Below are 23,838 nucleotides of genomic sequence, written 5' to 3'. Positions count from 1 at the left end.
TTTTTTTAGCTTATCACGACCACTCAACAATTGGCATATTTTCACACGAGATTGATCGGTGTTACAAAAATGTAAACGCTTGTTTGATTTTTTGGTTGAGCAGGCTTAATCTGGTCAGACCATGATAATAACAATGGATGTTAAGTGATGTCTGCCATGTACCCAAACCTATTAAAGCCACTGGACCTCGGTTTCACACAATTACGAAACCGAGTTCTGATGGGATCAATGCACACGGGCTTAGAAGAGCACAAAGAAGGATTACAGAAGCTCGCGGCTTTTTATGAAGAACGCGCGAAAGGCGGTGTCGGACTGATTGTAACCGGAGGTTTTTCTCCTAACTTACGCGGTCGTTTACACCCGTTGAGTGCTGAATTCAGCAAGCCAAAACATGCTAAAGCCCATAAAGTTGTGACAGAAGCGGTGCACAAGCACGGTGGTAAAATTGCGTTGCAAATTCTCCATGCTGGGCGTTATGCAATGCATCCATTCTCGCAAAGTGCATCTGGCATTAAAGCGCCAATTGCAAAGTTTGCTCCGAGTGAAATGAGCGACCGCCAGATAAAGAAAACCATCGACGCGTTTGCTAATAGTGCGGAGTTAGCACAGCTTGCTGGTTATGATGGCGTCGAGTTAATGGGCTCGGAAGGTTACTTGATAAACCAATTCTTATGTAAACGTACTAATATGCGTTACGACGAATGGGGTGGCAGCTATAAAAAACGTATGCGTTTTCCGCTAGAAATTGTTAAAGCGGTACGCAAGGCGGTAGGTGACAAGTTCATCATCATCTTCCGTCTTTCTATGCTGGATCTTGTCGAGCAGGGCAGCACTTTTGAAGACGTTATCGAATTGGCGAAAGCACTTGAAGAGGCTGGCGTCACGATTATTAATACGGGTATCGGTTGGCATGAGGCTCGAATTCCGACAATTGCGACTCAAGTACCACGCGGTGCGTTTACATGGGTTACGGAAAAAGTTAAACCTCACGTTTCGGTTCCTATTATCACTTGCAACCGTATAAATACGCCAGATGAAGCAGAACGTATTTTATCTTCAGGTCATGCCGACATGGTTTCGATGGCGCGCCCATTCTTGGCCGATCCTTACTTTGTTGCTAAAGCCGAACAGGAAAAAGCGCAGCTTATTAATACGTGTATTGGTTGTAATCAGGCGTGTCTAGATAACGTGTTTAAAGGTAAGCGCGCCAGTTGCTTAGTGAACCCTCTAGCGTGCTATGAAACCGAAATTGTTGTTGAACCAGCCTTTAAAAAGAAAAACATTGCAGTTGTTGGTGCTGGACCTGCGGGCTTGGCTTGTGCGACCACACTGGCTGAACGTGGCCATAAGGTTGATTTGTTCGAAAAGAACGACCGCATCGGTGGTCAGTTCCGTCTTGCGATGCAGATCCCTGGTAAGGAAGAGTTTCGAGAGACGATACGATATTTCGCTAACCGTATTGATGAAACAGGCGTGAATCTGCACTTATCGACGGAAGCGAACTATGACTTACTCACAGAATACGATGAGATAGTGATGGCATCGGGTGTTGAGCCACGTAAAGTCAATATTGATGGAATTGATAACCCAGAGAAAGTCGTCGACTATCAAACTCTCATTCGAGACAAAACGCCAGTCGGTGAGAAAGTGGCTATCGTTGGTGCTGGTGGCATTGGCGTAGATGTCGCGACCATGCTCACTGAGCCAGTTGGACAAACGTTGGATGACTGGTTGCATGAATGGGGAATCGACAAGGAGATGTCTCAGCCGGGTGGTTTATACCCTTACCCTGATGCGGTCAGCGATAAAGAAGTCTGGGTACTTCAGCGTCGTAAAGGTCGTGTAGGTAAAGGCCCGGGTAAAACGACAGGTTGGATCCATAAACGTACCCTTGAAAAACGGGGCGTACATTTAGTCGGCGGCGTGTCTTACGATAAAATTGATGATCAAGGTTTGCACATTCATGTAGACGGAAGCGCGCAGGTACTTAATGCAGACAAAGTTATCATTTGTGCTGGGCAAGAGTCTGTACGTCCGTTTGAAGATAAATGGTCTGAACTTGGAGAGAAGATTCATATCATTGGCGGAGCTGACCATGCGGGTGAACTTGATGCTGTGCGTGCGATTCGTCAAGGTGTTAAATTGGCGGTAAAACTCTAGCCTTTTAATGTGTGTTTACCATAAAAGCTGCGCTTTGAGCGCAGCTTTTTTGTATAGAACTAGTCACTGATATCTGGCAGTTGTTTGGCCATTACCACGCCAGCAAAAGTAATAAAAGAGAACACTAACACCACAGCTGAAAGGCTCAAGAAGTTCGACATAACACCAAGAGAGCTCATTAGAAGCAGCATTATCCCAACCACTGTGTTACTCACGGCTACATAGCTCGTCCGTTTGTCACCTTCTGCGATATCAACTAAATAGGTTTTTCGTCCGACTCGTATTCCGTCGTGGGCAATACAAACACAAAAGTAAAGCAGAGGAATCACGAATAGGAAGCTTTGGCTAGCGGTGACCCATGTATCGTAAACAAATAACACAACACCAAGTAGCGCGCTCATCATTGCGCCTATGACCATCACACTGCGGCTAGAGCGATCGGACATTCTTCCCCAGAAAGGACCTGACACAAAGGAGGCTAAGCCACTCGCAAACATAAAGAGAGCTAGCACCCAGAGCTGTCCACCCAGAGATTGCTGTGCCAGCACAACGTAGTACGGTGCACTCAGCGCAGAACATAAAAATAGTGTCCGCGTGATAACGAATCGACGAAAGGTCACGTCTGTCTTAAGTAACGCGAGTTGTTTAAATGCTTCGAGGACGCCATTTCGACCACCGTCTACCTCACCGGCATACTCATTAATTCGCGCATAGACGAATGCCGCGATGAGCCATATGACGCCCGCTAAGCCTAAACTCAGACCGTAAAAGCGCTCTGTCGGCTCTACGTCCCATAACCAGGCTAGTGCCAGAAGGCTCGCGAAAAGCAGCGTAACCAGGCCAGCAGCACTTGAAGACCAGCCGTTGACTTGACCTCGTTGGTTTTTAGGGATGGTTTTGCCCAATACATCTTTTGATGCGACGGAATTTAAACCGCGTGAGAGGCTGAAGATCACAAGACATGCAATTACACCATAACCCGCAGCAGCTCCTGTCAGAGTTAATGCGACCACTCCGATTGCAAATATGGAAAGAGCCTGCAAGATGCTGCCAATTACCCAGACCCATTTTCTTACTGGAATGCGTCGGATGTAGTGCGCGATGCTAAGTTGTGGGATAAGGGAACCTGATTCACGAATAGGAACGAGCCAACCAATTAAGTAAACCGGTGCCCCGAGACTTTGTAGTATCCACGGCAACGTGACTTTAGGATTGATTAACGCATCGCCGACTTTCGTTAAAAACTGAGCGAGAATTATTTTAAGAAAGTTGCCGGGAACTTGATGACAAGCTGATTCAGGAATCGTCTTACAGGCACGGGCATCTTCGTCATTAACGATCTTTTCGTAAATGCTGTTTTGTTTGTCCTTGTTCATCAACCTGCCTATGTTCAACTTATTCATTTCGCGAATAAATTAACATTAAACCCAGATTGATGTTAAGTGAAGCACGTTATCAAGCCCACAGAAAACCGGTTGTTATTCGCAGGAGCAGATTGTGCTAAAGTGGCGTAAACAAAATAACAACGATATTCAATAAGGATTCTTTCATGGACGCTCTCGATCTTTTGCTCAATCGCCGATCTATCGCGAAGTTATCCGCGCCTGCTCCAGAAGGTAAAGCACTTGAGAACATCATTCGTGCTGGCCTTCGTGCGCCTGACCATGCGGGATTAACCCCTTGGCGTTTCGTTATCGCACAGGGCGATGGTTTGAAAAAACTGTCAGATATATTGGTAAAAGCGGCAGAAGCTGAAAATAGTGATGAAGCGGTGGTCGAAAAGGTAAAGAATGCCCCATTTCGCGCACCAATGGTGATCACGGTGATTGCTAAAGTAACAGAACATGAGAAAGTACCAGCACTAGAGCAACACTTATCTGCGGGATGCGCTGTACAAGCGATGCAAATGGCAGCTGTAGCGCAAGGCTTTCAAGGGTTTTGGCGCTCAGGTAAGTGGATGTTCCATCCAGAAGTTCATCAAGCATTTGGTTTAGAGGGTGACGATGAGATTGTTGGTTTCTTGTACTTAGGCACGCCTGGTTGTACACCGATGAAAGTTCCTGAGCGTGACCTTTCTCAGTTTGTTGAATTCCTATAACTAAAAACTTAAATAAACTGACTGTTTATTTATACAGTTTTTCTTGATTTATTAGGGCTACATTCGTTAATGTGGCCCTAATTATATTTATTTCCAAAACGTTATGTCTCGTCTGTTTATTGCTGAAAAACCAAGCTTAGGCCGTGCGATTGCCGCTGCACTGGCAAACCCTCAAAAGAAAGATCAAGGATTCATCCGCTGTGGGAACGGGGATATCGTTACTTGGTGTATCGGCCATTTGCTCGAACAAGTCGAACCTGACGCTTACGATGAGCGTTATAAAAAGTGGAATATGGCAGATTTACCAATTGTTCCGCAGCAATGGCAGCTCAGACCGAGGAAAAGCGCAAGTAAGCAATTAACAGTGATTCGTAAATTGCTCAAAGAAGCTAACGAAGTCATTCATGCAGGAGACCCAGATCGAGAGGGTCAGCTGTTAGTTGATGAAGTTCTGGACTATTGCAAGTTATCTAAAACCAAGAAGGAATCTACACAGCGTTTGTTGATTTCCGACTTGAACTTACCTGCGGTTAAACGTGCTCTCAGTTCTATGCGCAGTAATCGCGAGTTTATCCCACTTTCAGTTTCAGCATTGGCCCGCTCTCGGGCTGATTGGCTGTATGGTATGAACATGTCTCGTGCTTATACCTTGCTTGGTCAAAAAGCAGGGTATCAAGGTGTTCTCTCGGTAGGGCGAGTGCAAACGCCAGTTCTTGGCTTAGTGGTGCGTCGTGATGAAGAAATCGAAAACTTTGTCCCGAAGGACTATTTTACCCTACATGCTCTGATCCCATATCAAGATGCCAATGGTACTTTTGATATTCGTGCTCGTTGGAAGCCAAGTGAGGCATGTAAGCCTTGGCAGGACGAAGAAGGTCGAGTATTAAACCGTAAGTTGGTAGAAAATGTTGCAAACCGTATTGCAAATCAACCCGCAAAAGTGACAGAGTCGGAACAAAAGCAAACCAAGCAATCAGCACCATTACCTTATTCGTTATCTGCTTTACAGATCGATGCCGCGAAGCGCTATGGTATGAGTGCGCAACAAGTACTAGATACTTGTCAGGCATTGTATGAAAAGCACAAGCTGATCACTTACCCGCGTTCAGATTGTCGCTATTTACCGATGGAACACTACTCACAAGCAGGGACGGTGACAACTGCTATTGCGAATAACGCAAAAGAGTTGCAAGTTGCCGTTCAGGGAGCAGACTTAACATTAAAGTCCAAAGCCTGGAACGATAAAAAAGTGGATGCGCACCATGCGATTATCCCTACACCGAAGCAAGCTAATGTGAATGCGCTTTCCGGCAATGAGATGAAAGTGTATCAATTGATTGCGCGCCAGTACCTCATGCAGTTCTATCCGGCGGCGGTTTACGCAGAAGCGAAATTGGTTTTCGATATCGCTGGTGGTACGTTTGTCGCGAAAGGTCGTCAGTTAGTTTCGCCGGGTTGGAAAGCGCTAATGGGCAAAACTGACAAGGAAGATGAAGGTATTGATGCCGTGCCACCGCTACCCGAAGGCACCGTGTTAACTTGTCGTGAAGGGGAAATAAAAGACCGAAAAACCGAGCCACCAAAGCATTTTACCGAAGCATCGCTGTTGCAAGCGATGACCGGGATCGCCCGTTACGTTGCGGATAAAGAACTGAAAAAAATCCTTCGTGACACTGATGGGCTAGGCACGGAAGCGACTCGCGCTGGTATTTTGGACACGCTGTTCAAACGCCAACTGCTTACGCGTCAAGGTAAGTCAATTCTCAGTTCTCCTGCGGGAAGAGGTCTCATTCATGCCTTGCCAGAAGATTCAACATACCCTGATATGACGGCTCATTGGGAGCACCAGTTACAAGGTATGGCAGAGAGAAATCAAGCATATCAGCCGTTCATGCAAGCACTGGAACAACGCATTGATAGCTTGATGGCACAAGTAAAAGCAGGCCCTATCCCTGATTCATTACGTCATTTACCCAAGGTGGAACGTCCTGCGTTTAAACGTAAAAAGCGCAGTTATTCAAAGAATGGTGGCGCGACTAAATCTCGTGCAACCAAAGGTAAGCAGGCATAGGACAAGCGCGGTGTAATTAAACACCGCGCATGCTTGAAAATAGATTACTCGAACAGGTCACCGTGGTTTTGGATCGCGCCTCTTACTTCACCTTGAGTTAACACGCGTTTGTCCAGTACCTCTTTCACCTGGTTGCCCAAGTCAACTAATGTATCTCGATTCGCTTGAGTTTGGCGTTTACCAGCACTTCTCAAGCAGTAATTTAGTTCGTGCTCTTCGCTAAAATTAACCAAATCCCTATCTGCTGCCATCGTGCTTTCTCCTTATTTGTTCTACTTTTTCCTAAGTCTGGATTGGATGTAGATAAATTCAAGTTAGATTGCGTGAATTATGCTGGTGGATCACTGATGAACATTATGTTTGCCAACCAAGTCACGATTATGAAGCCTGGCTTTGATGGTATTTGGTTTAGTGATGGTTGTGTCTTAATGCTGCTACCAAGGTAACTCAGTACCATCGTAGTTAATAAATCGACCTGAAAGCTGCGGTGTGCTCAGCTCTATCACGTTCGCTAGGCCTTGCGCGGAGGTTTGCGTATCTATCAAAGCATTTGGCCCGCCCATCGCCGTTTTTACCCAACCAGGGTGAAGCGCTAAAACGGTAAATCCTTCAGGTGTTAAATCATTACTTAAGCTTTTCACAACCGAGTTAAGCGCCGCTTTCGATGAGCGATAAATATAACCGCCACCGGACGTATTTTCGGTCATGCTCCCCACTTTTGATGAGATACAAGCAATCTTTTTTATCTTGCCTTGTTGTAAGCGAGGGTAACAGTGCTCAACCAGTTTTAACGGTGCAATGGTGTTTACTTCGAAGGCTTTACGCCATTCTTCTACGTCAGTGTTTCCAAAGCCATATCCCTTGGGGCCGTAATATCCTGCATTATTGATGAGTAAGTCGATGGCAGGGAGTTTATCGGCAAGCTTAGCGACTTGTTCGTAGTGAGTGACATCCAGTTCGTGCAAAACCAAATTACTGAATTGTGAGGCTAGAGTTTGTAGTTCTGAACTGTTCTCTAAGGAACGGCTAGTAGCATGTACTTGGTGGCCTTGCTTCAGGTACAGCTCAGTTAAGCTAAGGCCAATGCCGCGATTTGCTCCGGTAATAAAGACGGTTTGACTCATACAAACACCTATGTTTTTTTGATTTCAGTTGAAAGTCATTGTGTTAGTTAAGCACAATAAAATCAACCAACCACCACGCACCAACAACAAGAGATGAAAATAGGGACAGGGCACAAAGAGAGCCAAACAGTGCGCCGAGAATAGCAAAGAAAGTAGAATTCATATGTATATTAAATTTAATTGATATTGAAAATCATTATCAATTAAATTGCGTTTTATTCAACCCTTTAAGTTGATACTATTTCGTTACCATTGTTATTAAGAATTTCTCATGCTGCCATTTATCTACCACCCGATTTATTCTCAACTTGAGTTGCCAGAGGGGCATCGTTACCCAATTATGAAATACCAGTACCTCTATGAATCGGTATTGGTGCATATGGAGAAAGATAACTGGAAAGAGCACACGCAGTTTTTCCAGCCCGAAGCATTAACTGTTGGGGAAGTAAAACGTGTTCATGACGAGGAATACGTCGAGTTACTTGTTAGTGGAAACATGCCAGCTGCGAAGATGCGCCGAATAGGTTTTCCTTGGAGTGAGTCTCTCATTACCAGAACGCTAACTTCAGCAGCGGGCACGGCTCTGACCGCAAAAAAGGCACTTGAGTACGGTGTGGCCATTCATTTGAGTGGTGGGTATCACCACGCACACAAAGAGTTTGGCAGTGGTTTTTGTTTATTTAATGACTTAGTGATCGCGGCCAGGCAAGCGCTCGAAGTCGAGCATGTCGATAAAGTATTGATCATTGATAGTGATGTTCACCATGGGGATGGAACAGCAACTTTATGTGACGATGAGCCAGATATCATCACGCTTTCTTTCCACTGTGATAAAAACTTCCCAGCGAGGAAGCCTCAGTCTGACCTCGATGTGCCTTTGGTGCGAGGGACAGGTGATGAGGATTTTTTAATGGCGTTTAAAGAAGTGGTCGATATGGCACTTAATCTTCATCGCCCTGATTTAGTTATCTACGATGCTGGTGTCGATATACATCAAGACGATGAGCTTGGATATTTTGATGTGTCGACTCAAGGGATTTTAGAACGTGATAGATTTTTAATGCAAACAGTGAAATCTCGAGGTATCCCTGTCGCAGCTGTCGTTGGAGGTGGATATCGAACGAATCATGCTGACCTCGTCCCAATCCATTTGCAGCTTATCAATGCCGCTAAAGAAGTCTTTATTGATGAGTAGATACAACTAGATGTAAATATCAAATTGATTCAACACTGGAACGAACGAAAAGGGCATTAATTTTTTGTGGGTTCTTTAGGAGTGTGGCGGAGTGCTTAGTTGCGTTCAAGAAGTGATAAGTGATTTGTACAAATCTTTTAAGTCTGGAGATGCGAAAAATCCCGCTAATTTCTTAGCGGGATTTTTCTAAAAGTGGCGGAGAGATAGGGATTTGAACCCTAGATACGCTATTAACGTATGCCGGTTTTCAAGACCGGTGCTTTCAACCACTCAGCCATCTCTCCGTTGTTGAGGCGCATAATATAAGGCTTTGAAAATGTTGTAAACCCCTAGTTGAACTGATTGGATGTTTACTGCGCAAATTTGTGGTTTGTGTTGTTTAAATAAACAAAAACTCCCCCAAAAAGGGGAGTTTGAATAGTATATGGATTGCTAGGTATTAATCGTTTTTAGAATAAAAACGCTGTAACTCAGTTAAACCTTGCATCAAAACTGGCAACTTCGGTGCATCATCTCGAAGTCGTTTGTAGTTTTTGTCATACAGCTTGTAGTTGCCAAACTTATCGATCACTGTGGTTTGTGAGCTAGTAATTAAGGCAAGCTCGCGAGTATCGCCCGCCAAGATCCAGCGACGACGGCTTTCATCGAATAGGTTGCGACCACTACTGTAATCATATGGGTTGGAAGATACGCCGAGCATATCTTGCAACAGTGTAACCGAGAGGTCCAAGTGGCTTGTGCTGTGATTAAACTCGCCAGCCAGCATTCCAGGCCAATGGATCACCATCGGAACTTGTAATTGATAACGGCTGTAGTTGCTGTTTGCTCCCCAGCTGTTCGTATTGGTTTCGTTAAATTCACTACCGTGATTAGAAGTGATGATTACGATGGTGTTTGTCAGTTGTCCCGTCGTTTCTAGTTCATCAATAATACCGGCGATAGTTCTATCCGCCGACTTCACTGCATATTCATAAGCTTTTTTGAATCGCTCACTTGCGGGCATTTCTTCGTCATTATTTGAAGGAATCGATTCAAAATTATCAACGGTGGTGACTTCGATGTAACTAAACCATGGCTGACTTGCTTTCTCTACTAACCATGTATTCCAGTTTGCGATAGATTGTTTATCGGTATGAGCTTGCGTGCCATCTAGGTCTTCCGCTAAGTTCAAGTCGCGGAAAATAATTTCTGAGTAGAGATCATCTTCAAACCCACTGCCACTGAATAAACCAAAGTTGTAGCCCTGATCTTTCAGTACATCGAGCAATACTGGGGAAGCACCTTGCGCCTTGATGCTTGATGCATAACTGGTCGGTAAGCCATAGAACAAACCAAAGGCCCCGTATGTATCATTACTTGAGCTGTAATGATTACGGAAGTTCTGATTGTTTTCAGCAAACTCATAGAGGTTAGGCATCTCTTCTTGGTTAAGCGCATCCGCTCGTAAATTGTTTATGCTGATCATCAACACATTGAGCTTATTAACTCGGCGGTTAAACTCAAGCTTTTCAAGAGGATAGTTGACTAACTCTACGTTGCCTTCGTTTTCTGCTAAACGTTTTAGGTATTCCTCACGGTCAAGTAGACCATGTTTTTCCATAAAACTCTTCGCCGTCATCGGGTAAGACAACGGGAAGTTTGAACGCTGGCTAGTAATTGGGTTGTAAAAATACGCATCTGCCCAAATGTAAACCAAATGGCTGGTCATAAAGCTGAGGAAAAAGACGGCCGCGAGAGGGCGTCCTACGTGCTTATGAGATAGTTTGCGCTGTTTTCGCCATACCCATTCGGATAGTGCGAGTTGAATAAGGAAGATCAGCGGCATCACAACAAATAAATGTTGTAGGTCAGTGCTGAGTGCACTTTTGTCTTCGCTGAATAGTAACTCCCAGACAACGGGAGTTAAGTGCAAATTGATCGACTGATACGCTTGGGTATCAATTAATAATATGGTTTGCCCAACGGTTGCGAAAATCACTGCCACCAAACGGAACAATTTCCGCGATGGCAGGATAAACGTCAACGGGAATAGAACAAGCAAGTAAAGTGCGAAAACTAGAAAGCCAAAGTGACCAACCCAAGAAACCGCCAGATAAAACTGACCAAGTAACGTCTCGGGCCAAGGAGACTGAACAATGTAGCGTGTGCCTATCAACATCGATGCAACGATATTGAAGAATGCAAACCAGTGACCCCAACCAACTAGTCGAGATACACGTTCGCTGTATGAGTTTCCGCTGTCTACCATGTATGTGTTCTATTGTCCGTGATTAGTGTGTTTTTGGTGTTTCTAAAGAAGACATCAGCGCCTGAGCAAATTTTTCAGCAATCGCTTTGCGTTGTGAAGCAGCAACACGTTGATTTAAGACATTGGTTGCGATATTTCCGGCAATCATTAGCGTCAACTCAGGAGAAGCAGCGTGTTTTTCAAGAACTGTTGCTACTTCAGCAAGAATTTTTTCTACTTGCTCGTCAGTATATTTAGATGTAATCGGCATAAAGACTCTAATAATGATAGTAAAAGCGGCTTATGATAACCTACAATGCCCATCAACTAAAACCTTGTAGCAAGATAAAATCACTATGAGTCTTCATCTTTCAAACGTTATTCTGCATCAACTGTGCAAAAACGATCAGGACGAGCTGGTTGTAAACTTTCGTCCAGCATCATTAGAGAACGATGCATCTACAGAAAACTTAGTCGCTGAGCTTCACCGAGTATTCCATTCTAAAGCTGGTAAAGGTTTTGGCGCTTTCCAGTCAGACAGCGAATTTCAATTTTGGCTTCAAGAAATGCGCAAAGGAGAGCGAGATTTTTACGACTTCTCACAAATTAGTGCAAATCGCTTGAAAGAAGAGTTGATTAAGTACCCATTTGCGGATGAAGGTATCTTGGTTTTCGCTGAGTATCAGAGTTTAGCAACGGACTACTTGTTCATCGGTATCTTACCAATGAATCAGAGTTTAAAAGTGACCGAAGGTTTGGACATCAGTGCGACAGATTACTTAGATATCACCAAAATGGATATTGCCGCACGCATCGACCTGTCGAGCTACGAGACCGACAAGGAATCCAATCGTTATCTGCAATACATTAAAGGACGCGTTGGCCGTAAAGTGGCGGACTTCTTCCTAGATTTTCTGCAAGCGGATATTGGCTTAGATACTAAACAACAAAACTTAGTGTTGATGCAGGCGGTGGATGATTTTTGTGCTGACTCGAAGCTAGAAAAGCAAGAAGTGAACGAGTACAAGAAACAAGTTTACGACTACTGCAATGAGCAAATTAAATCCGGTGATGAGGTTCAAATCTCAGAGCTTTCCGGAGAGCTTCCTCAAAGCCAAGATGGCACGAGCTTTATGGATTTCACCAAAGAGCAAGGGTACGAGCTTGAAGAGTCTTTCCCAGGTGATCGTGCGACGGTTCGCAAACTGACTAAATTTGTTGGAGCTGGTGGTGGTTTGAATATTAGCTTCGATAGTCTCTTACTTGGCGAGCGTATTTTTTATGATCCAGAGACGGATACCTTAACGATTAAAGGGACGCCTCCAAATCTAAAAGATCAGTTAAGTCGCAATTAAAATCATATCGTTAAATAAAGAGAGCAAACGGCTCTCTTTTTTTATGTGAATAAGAAACATCCATAGTATATGCTTGTAATTAATGGAGATATGCGAGGGGCAAGTGTTGCTGAAGCTAAAAGAAGGAATACGGCGGTTTGTTTGGTTCTGGTTCGTTTTGTGGTGTGTTTTAGCACTTGGCATTTGGCTGCAAGCCAAACAAACGATTCAAACGATTTCGACTGTAAATGAGTTAGGAAGTAAAGTTGAAGAAGTCAGGCACTTTTTTAACTTCGATCTGCCTTACCGTGTTAAACACGTCGACCAAATTTCACTGAAACTTCAGTTGGCTTATGCAGTTCGCTTACAGCTTGAAAGTGAGTTTTCTGAAGGGAAAATCACACCAGACATCACTCAATTGCTTTATACGACCGACCGATTTTTAGAAAGTGCTCGAGCTTTTGTAAGAAGTGACAGTGAATTGGTTTCGTTAGCAGAACAGTTACGAAGCAGCCGTGCTCGAACAGAAAACTCTGAGAAAATTCAGGCAATGTACTATCGCTTAGGTGCGCTTGTTTTTGAGTCTGTCTTTAGTGACTCTGCAACGAATAGCGATACTTACCGTGACTTAGACCGACTTTTTATTGAATCAGAGACGCTCTCTCCCGAAGAGCGAAGCGCTCTTCAGCGCCAGCTTGCTCAAACCTCAAGCGCACTATCTGCTCAGGCACAGGGCAGTTATTTATCTAATCAACTGCTTAATCCAGATTTCCCGAACCAGTTAACTTCGATAAATGATCAGTTGGAACAGAAGCTAATGACTTTTATTGTTTGGTTGTCTGTAATCAGTGGTTTGCTCCTTTTCCTCATTTCATGGGGAGCCTTCTCCCCAAAAACGATTCAACCGATACCACTACCCAGAACCGATGATAAAAAGTCAGAGCAAGTTGGCGATGATGAAAATGGAGCTAACACTGTTCCCTCAGCTCAGTCAGAAAATTTTCAAAACGTCCAAATGAACGAAAAAAGTTGTAATGAGGTGAATTCATCACAAGTGGAAGTAGTGGAACGTGAGCCGTACATAGATATCAATAAAATGTTAGATTCTCTGTCTGGTGACGAGGGCGCTGTGCGGATGTTACTGGAGGTCTTTATTCAGGATCACTCTGGCGATGGCACTAAAATGTATCAGCTGTTAGAAGAGGATAAAGAGCAAGCGCAAAGAGCCGCACACAGTCTTAAAGGGGTCTCAGGGAGTTTAGGTGCAATGCCATTGCACTGTATTTCGGGTGATATTGAACTGTTGATTAAACAAGGGCAAAAAGTGCCGGAAGAGAAGTTGGCATGTTTAGATGATGTCCTAAAACAAACCATACTTTTTGCTAATAATGTTCTCAATAGTGAAAAGATAACAGAAGCGCTAACAGATTGATATTGCTCTGACTTAATGTCATAAGAGTTGAGGTAATAAAGGCTCGAACTATATGACTTAGTTCGCTTTATTCCTGTTCTATACAATTTGTTAAAGGTGTTTTCATGTCCGTTCGCCGAATGTCTTCAATGATGTTGATAGGGCTGGTTATGATGCTTTCAGGGTGCTCCCTGCTCGAAGTCAAGATCGAGAGTCAAACCGTCCCTCTTACCAAACAAGAGCTCAATATGCGTCTTTTGACTCGTGAGTATGCGCAGCAGTTTTTTGCTCAGGTTGAGCAAGCAGCAGACGCACTACACGAACAATATGAGCCTCATGATAAAGTTCATCAATCTTATATTTTACTTTGGAAGATAAATGCTGAAGAAGGCATCCAAGCTTCTGCATACCAAGTGTCCCCAATGGCTGCACTGATTGATACATGGACTTTCACGCTACAAATGGAACAGTTCTTTACTACCGCTTCTGGTAATGAGCTCTTTGCGTCTGATGAGGCCAAGTTAGTTTCCGTTTATTTAGCGAAAGAGGTAGATAAACTGGCTCAATCTTTATTGAAGAAAGAAGCATACATCAAGACACAAACGTTTGTTGCAGAGTTCGCCAAGCAGCATCCATTCGCTGATTTAAGCATGATTAGGACTCCGGCTTACCGTAGGTGGTTAGATGCAAACCAAATTAGCGAAGAGGAAGCCGTTACAACGCTAGGCACGATGCCAGAAGCACTTGGGGATGTCTCTGATCGTCTAAGTCTGGTATCAGAGCAGACACCAAAAATTATGACGTGGAAAGCGCAGTTGTTGGCCTTGAATAGCTCTGCCAGTATCGAAAAAGTCAATGCGGCGCTCAATAGTTTGCAAGTTACCGCTGATTCGATGAGGGATTTTATCGATAACAACCCAGAGTACATGCGTTATTTGGCAGAACAAATGGCGCTGGAGTTACAACCTTTGGTTGACGATATCGATCAAAGGACGGAGGCGCGTTTATCTCAGTTGGGTGAAGAACGCCAAGCTATAGAGCTGATGGTTGCCAGAGAGCGCCAAGAAATCGCACAGATCATTACCCATGAGCGCGAGAAGTTTGCTCAAGATATGGATCGAGTGTCGCAAGAGGTTGTGAATCTCGCAATGACTAAGCTGATTGAACTTGTCAAAAGTACCATCATCTACTTTATTCTGTTCATTGCCGTTATATTCTTTGCACCGCTTAGCTTGGGCTATTGGTTTGGGAAGCGTACAGCCGTGAAAACGTCAGTCAAACAAAGCTAACGATTTGTTTTGGAAATAAAAAAGAGCGCTTTAAAGCGCTCTTTTTTAGTATTGAATTCGGAAGGGAGGTTCTTTCTATCTCTGCGAAGTTAAGCGGTTTGCTGCTTTAATTCGCCTTCAGCTTCTTCAACTGCTTCTGCTGTTGGTTCGCACTTATCAACAAACCAACCCATGTAAGAAGTGAAGATCGTTACGATGATACATACAAAACTCAGCCACATGAACGGGGCATAAGACAGTGTAGCAACACCCAAAATACTGGCCATGTAGATACCGTTGTCACTCCAAGGGACCATACCTGAGGTTAGCGTGCCGCCAAATTCTGCGTTACGAGACAAATTCTTACGTTTGTAGCCTAGACGGTCATAGTTCTTCGCACAGATTTTTGGGGTCAGAATAAGTGAAACGTACATCGCTGAACCAAATACGTTGCCCATAAAGGCCGTACCAATTGTGCTTGTTGCCAATGAACCTGCACTTTGAACGCGTTTTTCAAACAGCTTCGCGATAGTCTCTAGCACGCCTACTTTATCTAGTAGACCGCCAAAACCAAGGCCGAATACGATAACCGCTACCGACCCAAGCATTGAAGACATGCCGCCACGGTTAAGGATTGAGTCAATGAAATCTACGCCAGATGAGATTGCAAATGGAGCCCAAGCCGTGTTGAACGCGGTTAGGAAATCGACATCTTGGATCATCACTGCCCAAATAATACCTAGCAGAGAACCAAAACTGATCACTGGGAATGAAGGCATACGCATCGCTAGAAGTGACAATACGATGATCACAGGAACAAATGAGTAAGGGGTGATGTAGAACTGCTGTTCCATCGCTTTAATGACAGAGTCTACCTGGCTCATGTCAACTTGACCTGCGTAGTGGAAGCCAAATGCAGTAAACATAATGCCTGTAATAATGTAGCTAATGAGTGCTATCGGCAACATGCCTTTAATATGTTCCATCACTTCAACGTTAGACATAGATGAAGCAAGGATTACTGAATCCGATAGAGGCGACATTTTGTCACCAAAGTAACAGCCTGAAAGTACGGCACCTGCAGTGATTGGCGCAGGAACACCAAGACCTTGACCGATACCCATCATTGCAATACCTGCCGTGCCAGCCGCCCCCCAAGATGTGCCAGTCGCTAGCGCAGTCAATGAACAGATGATCATGGTCGCGAGCAAAAAGATGGAAGGGTGGATGGCTTTAAGGCCGTAGTAAATAATGGTTGGAACAATACCACCAGAGATCCAAGTACCTACAAGCGCGCCAACGGCCAAAAGGATTAAAACGGCTCCAAGTCCATTGGAAATGCCATTTAGTGCTGCTTTTTCCAGATCTTTATACTGGTGGCCAAGCTTTATGCCCAATATCATGACAATGAACCAACCGATGTATAGCGCTAGCTGAATCGGTAGGTCTAGCTTGGCTGTGAACGAAAATGCCAGCAGGAGAAATAAACCGAGCGAGATAAATACCTGTATCAAGCTTGGTAGGCGTGGTGTAACTTGCTTCATATGTGCCTCTGTCAATCTTGGAGCAATAGAGGAAGGCGCTCCTTGTTGTAATCGCGCATAACATACATTAACAAAAATTATATTTCGAACATTTGGTGTTTTATCTTGATGTTCGTCGGTAAAAACGTTTGCTTGTGAAATTAACTGTTAGTTTATTTTAACTTTTTTGGTTTTAAATGTTGTGTGATGTGAAATTATTGTGCTTCATGTGTTATTTTCTCATTGAGTGGTAAGACCAATTAGGGGGCTAAAGTGCTTTCCCTACTTGAAAAATGGTTAAAACCGCAAACCAAACACTAAAAATCTCGTGTAACCCTGTTTTTCAGAGGAAAAGGTTAAAAAACGCGCTTATTTACAAAATAGGGGTTGAGATTTTGCTGTGAAAAATTAACTATGGGGTAGGTTTTTTAATACATGGAGAGTTAATACGATGAGAGTTGGTTTAGTTGGTTGGCGCGGTATGGTTGGTTCAGTCCTTATGCAGCGTATGGTTGAAGAGAAAGACTTCGACCTAATCGAACCAGTATTCTACAGTACTTCTCAAGTTGGTATTCCTGCTCCTAACTTAGGAAAAGACGCAGGCTTACTGCAAGACGCATATGATATTGAAAGCTTAAAACAGCTTGATGCGGTAATCACCTGTCAAGGTGGTAGCTACACAGAAAAAGTTTTCCCTGCACTTCGTCAGGCTGGTTGGAAAGGCTACTGGATTGACGCGGCCTCTACGCTACGTATGGCTGAAGATTCGATCATCACACTTGATCCAGTGAACTTAAAGCAAATCCAACAAGGCATCCACGGTGGCACGAACACATTTGTCGGTGGTAACTGTACGGTTAGTTTAATGCTAATGGGGCTAGGTGGTCTATTTGAGAAAGGTCTTGTTGAGTGGACAAGCGCAATGACTTACCAAGCCGCATCTGGTGCTGGTGCGCAAAATATGCGTGAATTGATCTCGCAAATGGGCGTTATCAATGACTCTGTTAGCTCTGAACTTGCAAACCCATCAAGCTCTATCCTAGATATCGATAAGAAAGTCGCGGATACAATGCGCAGCGGCTCTTTCCCTACCGATAAATTCGGTGTGCCACTAGCTGGTTCGTTGATCCCATGGATCGATGTGAAGCGCGATAATGGTCAGAGTAAAGAAGAGTGGAAAGCGGGCGCCGAGGCGAATAAAATTTTGGGTTCTCAAAGTTCACCTGTCCCAATTGACGGTACTTGTGTGCGTATTGGCGCGATGCGTTGTCACTCTCAAGCACTTACTATCAAGCTTAAACAAAATGTACCAATGGACGAAATCGAAGAAATCATCGCCACTCATAACGATTGGGTGAAAGTGATTCCTAACGACCGTGACATCACTGCTCAAGAGCTAACACCGGCAAAAGTTACGGGCACAATGTCTGTACCAGTGGGTCGTCTACGTAAGATGGCGATGGGTGATGATTTCCTAAATGCTTTCACTGTTGGTGACCAACTGCTTTGGGGTGCTGCGGAGCCATTGCGTCGTACTCTGAGAATTATTCTGTCTGAGAAAGCATAATCACATCAATCCTTTATTTGATGACAAAATAAAAGAGCTCCGTAGGGAGCTCTTTTTTCATGCGTCGTCTTCCGTTCGAACGACTCTTTTGTCTGGATCGGCCAGTTCACTACCACAATGTTTACAGTAAATTGCGTCAGAGTCGTGCCCTGCGTGGGAGCAGTTTGGGCATTTCACCAATACTTTGTGCGATTGCATCTCTTGGTGCAGTTCGGCAGTGAAAATACCTGTAGGTACCGCCAAAATGGAATAACCCAGTAACATGGTGAGTGATGCAAGCCCTTTACCTAGGTCTGTTTGAGGGACCAAGTCACCATACCCAACCGTTGTGATGGTCACGATCGCCCAATAAATACTCTTAGGAATGCTAGTAAATCCGTTTTCAGGTCCTTCAATGATAAAAATCAACGAGCCGAAAATCGTTACCATAATGGCGACGGAACTAAAGAAGATAAAAATCTTTCTGCGCGCCATAAGCAGTGAACGTAAGAGGATATTGGACTCTTGGAGGTATCGGACTAACTTGAGTATGCGGAATATTCGCATCACTCGCAGCGCCCTGATCACACCCATAAACGAAGCGGATGGGAAGAAGAGTGCTAAATAGGTGGGCAAAATCGCAAGTAAATCGACGACACCATAAAAACTCTTTGCGTAGGCGGCAGGTTTAGGAGAGCAATAAAGCCTTAGAAGGTATTCAATCGTGAATAGGCCAGTAAATGTGTATTCAATAAACTTCAGCTCTTTTTCCCACTCGGCCCGAACGGAGGGTATCGAATCTAACACCAGTACGATTAACGAACTGATGATCGCGATAATGAGAGCAATATCGAACGTTTTTCCAGCTTTGGTATGAGTACCAAAAATGGTGACATATAGAGTATGTTTAAGAGAGTCAGTCGTCATGACAAAGCGATCCATTGTTGAATCGCTCTATCATACAATTTTATAGAAACTCAGGCTAATCCTGGAAATAAGTTGCGTAAGCCATTCGCAATGAACTCTATGCCAAGCGCGCCCAATATCAAACCCATGATACGAGTAATGACGTTGATTCCAGTTTGACCTAAAAATCGTACGATCAATGGGGCAGAGCGGAACAATAGCCATGAACAAAGGCAGAACAAACCAATCGTAATACTAATGCCCACGGTATCGAACATGCTTGGGTAGCGTGCACCATAAACAATAGTCGAACTGATTGCACCAGGACCTGCCATTAAAGGCATTGCAAGAGGGACCACACCAATCTGTTCACGACTGACGTATTCCGTTTTCTCTTGTTTGTTCTGCTTATCTTCCCCCAGTTTACCGCTCATCATCGAGAATGCGATGCTAAGTAATAGCAACCCGCCAGCGACACGAAACGAATCCAGAGAAATACTGAACATGTCTAACAGTAACTGACCAGCAAAAAGCGAAATGATCAGGATGATCGCAACAGCCACATTTGCTGTTGTTGCCGTATTGCGCTTTTCGTCTGGAGTCATATGCCCGGTTAGTGACACAAACACAGGCATGATACCAACAGGGTTTACTGCGGCGACCAAACCGAGAAAAAACTGCAAGAAGATAGCAAGTTCAAAAGTTTGCATGTTGCGTACTCATCAAAGTTCACATTAGTGAAAAGGAGAAGGGGTAATTTGGGCGTAATGTAAGGCAAAAGTTAGGTTGTAAGAAATGAAAAAAACTAACGCATTCCCTGCCATTTAAGTGAGAAAAACTAATTCTTTAATAAACTGTATCTAATCTGGAAAGGAAATGTTACGTATAAAGTTGCTGATAAATTGCGCTGTTTTACATAAACGTTAACATTCGCACATTTTTGATAAAAACCAAGGTGGTTTGTAGAGAGATGTATTCGGTTCGATATACTCTCAGTAGCACAAAGAATTGGGCCTACATGTAATTTTGTTGGTCAAAAATGAAACTTTTTTACAGGTTGTTGTAGTTTCTTTTATTTATTTGTCCATTTGCTTCTTTTTTACTCAATAAAAAATGAAAGTTAATTTATTTGTTTATCAGTGATTTATGTCATTTTGGTGTGATGAGGCACCACTTTGGTAGTATTTAGGTGGTGAGAACTGATCCAAGTCAATTTTTTTCACACTATGAAATATTATACTCAGTCCTGAAAGCAATTTACTAAGACGTTTGTTTTCTAAGTGACTGATAAACAGTAAAAACGATAAGTAATAGCCTTAGTAAAAAGTTTTTAATATTTGTTAATTTTAGGAGATTCCCTATGCCTGTAACTAATATGGCTGAACTAGATGCAATGGTTGCTCGCGTTAAGAAAGCGCAAGAAGAGTTCGCTACTTACTCTCAAGAGCAAGTAGATAAAATCTTTCGTGCAGCTTCTCTAGCAGCTAACCAGGCCCGTATCCCGCTAGCTCAACAAGCGGTAGAAGAATCTGGTATGGGTATTGTTGAAGATAAAGTAATCAAGAACCACTTTGCTTCTGAGTTTATCTACAACAAATACAAAGACGAACAAACGTGTGGCATCTTAGAAGAGGATGACAACCTAGGTACTATGACTATCGCTGAGCCTGTAGGCATCATCTGCGGTATCGTACCAACGACTAACCCAACTTCTACAGCGATCTTCAAATCTCTAATCTCTTTGAAGACTCGTAACGGTATCATCTTCTCACCACACCCACGTGCGAAAAACTCAACTAACGATGCAGCTAAACTCGTTCTAGATGCAGCAGTAGCAGCAGGCGCACCAAAAGACATCATCGGTTGGATCGACCAGCCTTCTGTTGAGCTTTCAAACGCTCTAATGAAACACGATGACATCGCTCTTATCCTTGCAACTGGTGGTCCAGGCATGGTTAAAGCCGCTTACTCTTCTGGTAAGCCAGCAATCGGTGTAGGTGCAGGTAACGTTCCTGTTGTTATCGATGAAACAGCAGACATCAAACGTGCTGTTGCTTCTATCCTTATGTCTAAGACTTTCGACAACGGTGTAGTATGTGCTTCTGAGCAGGCTGCAATCGTAGTTGACGAAGTATACGACGAAGTGAAAGAGCGTTTTGCTTCTCACAAAGCGTATGTCCTAAGCAAAGCAGAAGCTGATAAAGTTCGTAAAGTTCTTCTTATCGATGGCGCGCTAAACGCGAAAATCGTAGGTCAGCCAGCAGCAGCAATCGCTGAAATGGCAGGCGTTAAAGTTCCAGCAGACACTAAAGTTCTTGTTGGTGAAGGTCTGGGTAAAGTATCTCACGATGACGCATTCGCTCACGAGAAACTATCTCCAACTCTAGGTCTATTCCGTGCTGACAACTTCGAAGACGCGGTTGCTCAAGCGGTAACTATGGTTGAGATTGGTGGTATCGGCCACACATCTGGTCTTTACACTAACCAAGATACTAACGCTGATCGTATCCGTTACTTCGGTGACAAGATGAAGACAGCTCGTATCCTAATCAACATCCCGACTACTCACGGTGGTATCGGTGACTTGTACAACTTCAACGTTGCGCCATCTCTAACGCTAGGTTGTGGTTCTTGGGGTGGTAACTCTATCTCTGAGAACGTAGGTCCTAAACACCTAATCAACAAGAAAACTGTAGCGAAGCGAGCTGAAAACATGTTGTGGCATAAACTACCTAAGTCAATCTACTTCCGTCGTGGTAGCCTTCCAATCGCGCTTGGCGACCTAGAAGGTAAGAAACGTGCATTCCTAGTAACTGACCGTTTCCTATTCAACAACGGTTATGCAGATGACGTAGTAAGCCTACTGAAAGCTCAAGGCATGGAAGTTCAAACATTCTTCGATGTTGAAGCTGACCCAACACTGTCTGTAGTAGAAAAAGGTGCGGCTCAAATGGCTAGCTACCAACCTGACGTTATCCTAGCGCTAGGCGGTGGTTCACCAATGGATGCAGCGAAAATCATGTGGGTAATGTACGAACACCCAGAAACTCACTTTGAAGAACTAGCAATGCGCTTTATGGACATCCGTAAACGTATCTACAAGTTCCCTAAAATGGGTAAAAAAGCTGAGCTTGTATGTATCACTACAACTTCAGGTACTGGCTCAGAAGTTACTCCATTCGCGGTTGTTACTGACGACAAGACTGGTGCGAAATACCCACTAGCTGACTACGAAATCACGCCAAACATGGCAATCGTTGATGCGAACCTAGTAATGAACATGCCTAAGTCTCTAACAGCATTTGGTGGTTACGATGCAGTAACTCACGCTCTAGAAGCTTACGTATCAGTTCTTGCTAACGAATACTCAGATGGCCAAGCTCTTCAAGCACTTAAGATGCTAAAAGAGTACCTACCATCAAGCTATGCGAACGGTGCAAATGACCCAATCGCTCGTGAGAAAGTACACAACGCAGCTACTATCGCTGGTGTTGCATTTGCGAACGCATTCCTAGGTGTTTGTCACTCAATGGCTCACAAACTGGGTGCTGAGTTCCACTTGCCACACGGCCTAGCTAACGCACTACTTATCTCTAACGTGGTACGTTACAACGCGAACGACAATCCAACTAAACAAACTGCGTTCTCTCAATACGACCGTCCACAAGCACGTCGTCGTTACGCTGAAGTTGCTGACCACCTAGGCCTAAGCCAAGAAGGTGACCGTACTGCTCAGAAGATTGAACGTCTACTAGCATGGTTGGATGAACTAAAAGTTAACCTAGACATCCCAATGTCTATCCAAGCGGCAGGTGTTGCTGAATCAGATTTCGTAGCGAAACTGGATGAGCTAGCGGTAGAAGCGTTCGATGACCAATGTACTGGTGCGAACCCACGTTACCCTCTAATCAGCGAACTTAAAGATGTGTTGATGGCTTCTTACTACGGTAAAGCATTTGTTGAAGGCGAAACTTTCGAAGGTACAACTGTTATCAAGAAGAAAGCAGACCAAGAAGCAGCAAAAGCAGCACCTAAAGCAAAGAAAGAAAAAGCTGACGCGTAATTAAAAAATCGAGTGAGCAAGGTTTTCGCTAGCACGGAACCTTAATCGGGAAAAGGTTAAAGCCCCAGTCAAATGACTGGGGCTTTTTTTATTTTGGTGCAGGAGTTACATCTGGCTTGGGAAAACAGAGTTGCTGTGTATGCTTACACTTCGGTCGCAACTACTCGGCCACTGAAGTATTCATTCGCGACGATGTATGCTGTGTTGCGGACTAGTTCGTCTTGGATCTCAGCCCAGTGCCTCTCGTTGAGCTCTTCTTTTGTATGATTTACCGAGGGAATAACGCCGCCCACTCGAATGTTGAATGGTGTGAGTTCTTTTGCCCAGCTGTGAGTAAAACCTGACACCAACGCCGCCATGCTTTCAACTCCCGTAAAGTCTTCATGGTTGTCATGAGAAATGACGTTAACAATGACGCCTTTCTTGTTTCTGGCTCGAAAGCGCTCTGCTCCTACTTGGCCGTAGGTATAAAGGAAGCGTGCCGCAGACGACAAGTGATCAATGTAAGTACTCATTGGTTCTGGCGCCATTAAGCCAGGCATAGGGGAGCTGGTCCAGCAATTAACAATCACATCTGGTGTCGCACGTAGCTGTGATTCTATCTGGTCAAACAATAAGTTAATGGACGTTGTGTTATCACTACACACATTCATAGCATACACTTTGTCAGTGAAAGCGCTGATTTGCTCATAGCTCGCTCTCAAAGCGCTAGAATTTTGGTCACAAAGAATCAACGTTGCTCCAAGGTGAGCAAAGTGATTTGCACAGGTTCTTCCTATAACCGAACCTGCAGACGTGACGAGAATAATTGATTCTTTGATATCCATAGCACCTTCACTGTATCCATATGTGAAAAACAATACACCAGTGGTTTGTGCTAATAGCATGGTTGAAATTCGTTGGGTTCAGTGT

18 protein-coding genes and 1 tRNA gene are annotated in these 23,838 nt (G+C 44.0%); 9 read left to right on the top strand and 10 right to left on the bottom strand.

The genetic code is table 11. The features are described from left to right. Positions 1-147: 147 nt before the first annotated feature. On the top strand, positions 148-2,160 hold the full coding sequence (locus IJ23_RS21985; RefSeq protein ID WP_005380708.1) for an NADPH-dependent 2,4-dienoyl-CoA reductase: 2,013 nt from the start codon (positions 148-150) through the stop codon (positions 2,158-2,160). 59 nt (positions 2,161-2,219) lie between these two features. Here IJ23_RS21985 and IJ23_RS21980 read toward each other — a convergent pair whose 3' ends face one another. Then, the gene (locus IJ23_RS21980) at positions 2,220-3,536 is read right to left on the bottom strand and encodes an MFS transporter (protein ID WP_033907349.1); all 1,317 of its coding nucleotides are present in this window, start codon (positions 3,534-3,536) and stop codon (positions 2,220-2,222) included. Positions 3,537-3,709: 173 nt separating this feature from the next. Here IJ23_RS21980 and IJ23_RS21975 point away from each other — a divergent pair, with 173 nt between their 5' ends. Together IJ23_RS21975 and IJ23_RS21970 are read left to right on the top strand one after the other, a co-directional pair. Beyond that, positions 3,710-4,258: an NAD(P)H nitroreductase gene (locus tag IJ23_RS21975; RefSeq protein ID WP_005380711.1), complete on the top strand. Its 549-nt coding sequence runs from the start codon at positions 3,710-3,712 to the stop codon at positions 4,256-4,258. Positions 4,259-4,361: 103 nt separating this feature from the next. Next, positions 4,362-6,329, top strand: coding sequence for a DNA topoisomerase III (locus IJ23_RS21970; protein ID WP_033907348.1), 1,968 nt, complete (start codon positions 4,362-4,364; stop codon positions 6,327-6,329). 44 nt (positions 6,330-6,373) lie between these two features. On the opposite strand, the gene IJ23_RS21965 is transcribed toward IJ23_RS21970, so the two are convergent. Continuing rightward, on the bottom strand, positions 6,374-6,580 hold the full coding sequence (locus tag IJ23_RS21965; protein WP_005380717.1) for a hypothetical protein: 207 nt from the start codon (positions 6,578-6,580) through the stop codon (positions 6,374-6,376). Positions 6,581-6,763: 183 nt separating this feature from the next. Then, positions 6,764-7,453, bottom strand: a complete 690-nt coding sequence (locus IJ23_RS21960; RefSeq protein WP_017635826.1) for an SDR family oxidoreductase — start codon at positions 7,451-7,453, stop codon at positions 6,764-6,766. A 271-nt stretch (positions 7,454-7,724) separates the two neighbouring features. Here IJ23_RS21960 and IJ23_RS21955 point away from each other — a divergent pair, with 271 nt between their 5' ends. Further along, positions 7,725-8,648 carry a histone deacetylase family protein gene (locus IJ23_RS21955; RefSeq protein ID WP_005384909.1) on the top strand — a complete coding sequence of 308 codons (924 nt, stop codon included), beginning with the start codon at positions 7,725-7,727 and terminating at the stop codon, positions 8,646-8,648. Between the two features lie 193 nt (positions 8,649-8,841). Here the strand turns inward: IJ23_RS21955 and IJ23_RS21950 are convergent. The 3 genes from IJ23_RS21950 to IJ23_RS21940 form a co-directional block, all read right to left on the bottom strand. After that, positions 8,842-8,932 (bottom strand) — tRNA-Ser (locus IJ23_RS21950). A 155-nt stretch (positions 8,933-9,087) separates the two neighbouring features. Beyond that, the gene (locus IJ23_RS21945; RefSeq protein ID WP_033907347.1) at positions 9,088-10,896 is read right to left on the bottom strand and encodes a DUF3413 domain-containing protein; all 1,809 of its coding nucleotides are present in this window, start codon (positions 10,894-10,896) and stop codon (positions 9,088-9,090) included. Between the two features lie 22 nt (positions 10,897-10,918). Beyond that, entirely contained in the window at positions 10,919-11,146 is a 228-nt protein-coding gene (locus IJ23_RS21940) for a YejL family protein (RefSeq protein WP_005380722.1), read from the bottom strand. 85 nt (positions 11,147-11,231) lie between these two features. On the opposite strand from IJ23_RS21940, the gene yejK reads away from it, so the two are divergent. From yejK to IJ23_RS21925, 3 genes are all read left to right on the top strand, one after another. Next, positions 11,232-12,230 carry a nucleoid-associated protein YejK gene (yejK, locus tag IJ23_RS21935; protein WP_005380723.1) on the top strand — a complete coding sequence of 333 codons (999 nt, stop codon included), beginning with the start codon at positions 11,232-11,234 and terminating at the stop codon, positions 12,228-12,230. Positions 12,231-12,312: 82 nt separating this feature from the next. Next, complete coding sequence (locus tag IJ23_RS21930) at positions 12,313-13,641, top strand: Hpt domain-containing protein (protein ID WP_033907345.1); 1,329 nt, start codon at positions 12,313-12,315, stop codon at positions 13,639-13,641. A gap of 104 nt (positions 13,642-13,745) precedes the next feature. Further along, positions 13,746-14,909 carry a chemotaxis protein gene (locus IJ23_RS21925; protein ID WP_033907343.1) on the top strand — a complete coding sequence of 388 codons (1,164 nt, stop codon included), beginning with the start codon at positions 13,746-13,748 and terminating at the stop codon, positions 14,907-14,909. A gap of 89 nt (positions 14,910-14,998) precedes the next feature. Here IJ23_RS21925 and nhaC read toward each other — a convergent pair whose 3' ends face one another. Then, entirely contained in the window at positions 14,999-16,432 is a 1,434-nt protein-coding gene (gene nhaC / locus IJ23_RS21920) for a Na+/H+ antiporter NhaC (protein WP_005380726.1), read from the bottom strand. A 430-nt stretch (positions 16,433-16,862) separates the two neighbouring features. On the opposite strand from nhaC, the gene asd reads away from it, so the two are divergent. Beyond that, a complete protein-coding gene (gene asd / locus IJ23_RS21915; protein WP_005380727.1) occupies positions 16,863-17,978 on the top strand; it encodes an aspartate-semialdehyde dehydrogenase in 1,116 nt (371 codons plus the stop codon). Between the two features lie 57 nt (positions 17,979-18,035). On the opposite strand, the gene IJ23_RS21910 is transcribed toward asd, so the two are convergent. Then, positions 18,036-18,899 carry an ion transporter gene (locus IJ23_RS21910; RefSeq protein ID WP_005380728.1) on the bottom strand — a complete coding sequence of 288 codons (864 nt, stop codon included), beginning with the start codon at positions 18,897-18,899 and terminating at the stop codon, positions 18,036-18,038. A gap of 35 nt (positions 18,900-18,934) precedes the next feature. Next, a complete protein-coding gene (locus IJ23_RS21905) occupies positions 18,935-19,573 on the bottom strand; it encodes a YchE family NAAT transporter (protein ID WP_005380729.1) in 639 nt (212 codons plus the stop codon). 650 nt (positions 19,574-20,223) lie between these two features. Here IJ23_RS21905 and adhE point away from each other — a divergent pair. Next, positions 20,224-22,926, top strand: coding sequence for a bifunctional acetaldehyde-CoA/alcohol dehydrogenase (adhE, locus tag IJ23_RS21900; RefSeq protein WP_005380731.1), 2,703 nt, complete (start codon positions 20,224-20,226; stop codon positions 22,924-22,926). 143 nt (positions 22,927-23,069) lie between these two features. Here the strand turns inward: adhE and IJ23_RS21895 are convergent, their stop codons facing one another. Beyond that, positions 23,070-23,813 (bottom strand): SDR family oxidoreductase, encoded by a 744-nt coding sequence (locus tag IJ23_RS21895; RefSeq protein ID WP_005380732.1) that lies wholly within the window; start codon positions 23,811-23,813, stop codon positions 23,070-23,072. Positions 23,814-23,838 lie beyond the last annotated feature (25 nt).

It is taken from the genome of Vibrio sp. OY15 (genome assembly GCF_000742455.1).
Lineage (GTDB): Bacteria > Pseudomonadota > Gammaproteobacteria > Enterobacterales > Vibrionaceae > Vibrio > Vibrio alginolyticus.
The sequence above is the reverse complement of the archived record's forward strand: the minus strand, read 5'-3'. Positions and strand labels throughout refer to the sequence as shown.

What these genes read in the sequence shown, in the direction of transcription:
- nhaC (WP_005380726.1), bottom strand. Translation starts at nt 16,432, where the DNA reads ATGAAGCAAGTTACACCACGCCTACCAAGCTTGATACAGGTATTTATC.
- IJ23_RS21905 (WP_005380729.1), bottom strand. Translation starts at nt 19,573, where the DNA reads ATGCAAACTTTTGAACTTGCTATCTTCTTGCAGTTTTTTCTCGGTTTG.
- IJ23_RS21975 (WP_005380711.1), top strand. Translation starts at nt 3,710, where the DNA reads ATGGACGCTCTCGATCTTTTGCTCAATCGCCGATCTATCGCGAAGTTA.
- IJ23_RS21985 (WP_005380708.1), top strand. Translation starts at nt 148, where the DNA reads ATGTCTGCCATGTACCCAAACCTATTAAAGCCACTGGACCTCGGTTTC.
- IJ23_RS21955 (WP_005384909.1), top strand. Translation starts at nt 7,725, where the DNA reads ATGCTGCCATTTATCTACCACCCGATTTATTCTCAACTTGAGTTGCCA.
- IJ23_RS21895 (WP_005380732.1), bottom strand. Translation starts at nt 23,813, where the DNA reads ATGCTATTAGCACAAACCACTGGTGTATTGTTTTTCACATATGGATAC.
- IJ23_RS21930 (WP_033907345.1), top strand. Translation starts at nt 12,313, where the DNA reads ATGGAGATATGCGAGGGGCAAGTGTTGCTGAAGCTAAAAGAAGGAATA.
- IJ23_RS21940 (WP_005380722.1), bottom strand. Translation starts at nt 11,146, where the DNA reads ATGCCGATTACATCTAAATATACTGACGAGCAAGTAGAAAAAATTCTT.
- IJ23_RS21965 (WP_005380717.1), bottom strand. Translation starts at nt 6,580, where the DNA reads ATGGCAGCAGATAGGGATTTGGTTAATTTTAGCGAAGAGCACGAACTA.
- IJ23_RS21945 (WP_033907347.1), bottom strand. Translation starts at nt 10,896, where the DNA reads ATGGTAGACAGCGGAAACTCATACAGCGAACGTGTATCTCGACTAGTT.
- IJ23_RS21925 (WP_033907343.1), top strand. Translation starts at nt 13,746, where the DNA reads ATGTCCGTTCGCCGAATGTCTTCAATGATGTTGATAGGGCTGGTTATG.
- IJ23_RS21970 (WP_033907348.1), top strand. Translation starts at nt 4,362, where the DNA reads ATGTCTCGTCTGTTTATTGCTGAAAAACCAAGCTTAGGCCGTGCGATT.
- adhE (WP_005380731.1), top strand. Translation starts at nt 20,224, where the DNA reads ATGCCTGTAACTAATATGGCTGAACTAGATGCAATGGTTGCTCGCGTT.
- IJ23_RS21980 (WP_033907349.1), bottom strand. Translation starts at nt 3,536, where the DNA reads ATGAACAAGGACAAACAAAACAGCATTTACGAAAAGATCGTTAATGAC.
- asd (WP_005380727.1), top strand. Translation starts at nt 16,863, where the DNA reads ATGAGAGTTGGTTTAGTTGGTTGGCGCGGTATGGTTGGTTCAGTCCTT.
- IJ23_RS21910 (WP_005380728.1), bottom strand. Translation starts at nt 18,899, where the DNA reads ATGGATCGCTTTGTCATGACGACTGACTCTCTTAAACATACTCTATAT.
- yejK (WP_005380723.1), top strand. Translation starts at nt 11,232, where the DNA reads ATGAGTCTTCATCTTTCAAACGTTATTCTGCATCAACTGTGCAAAAAC.
- IJ23_RS21960 (WP_017635826.1), bottom strand. Translation starts at nt 7,453, where the DNA reads ATGAGTCAAACCGTCTTTATTACCGGAGCAAATCGCGGCATTGGCCTT.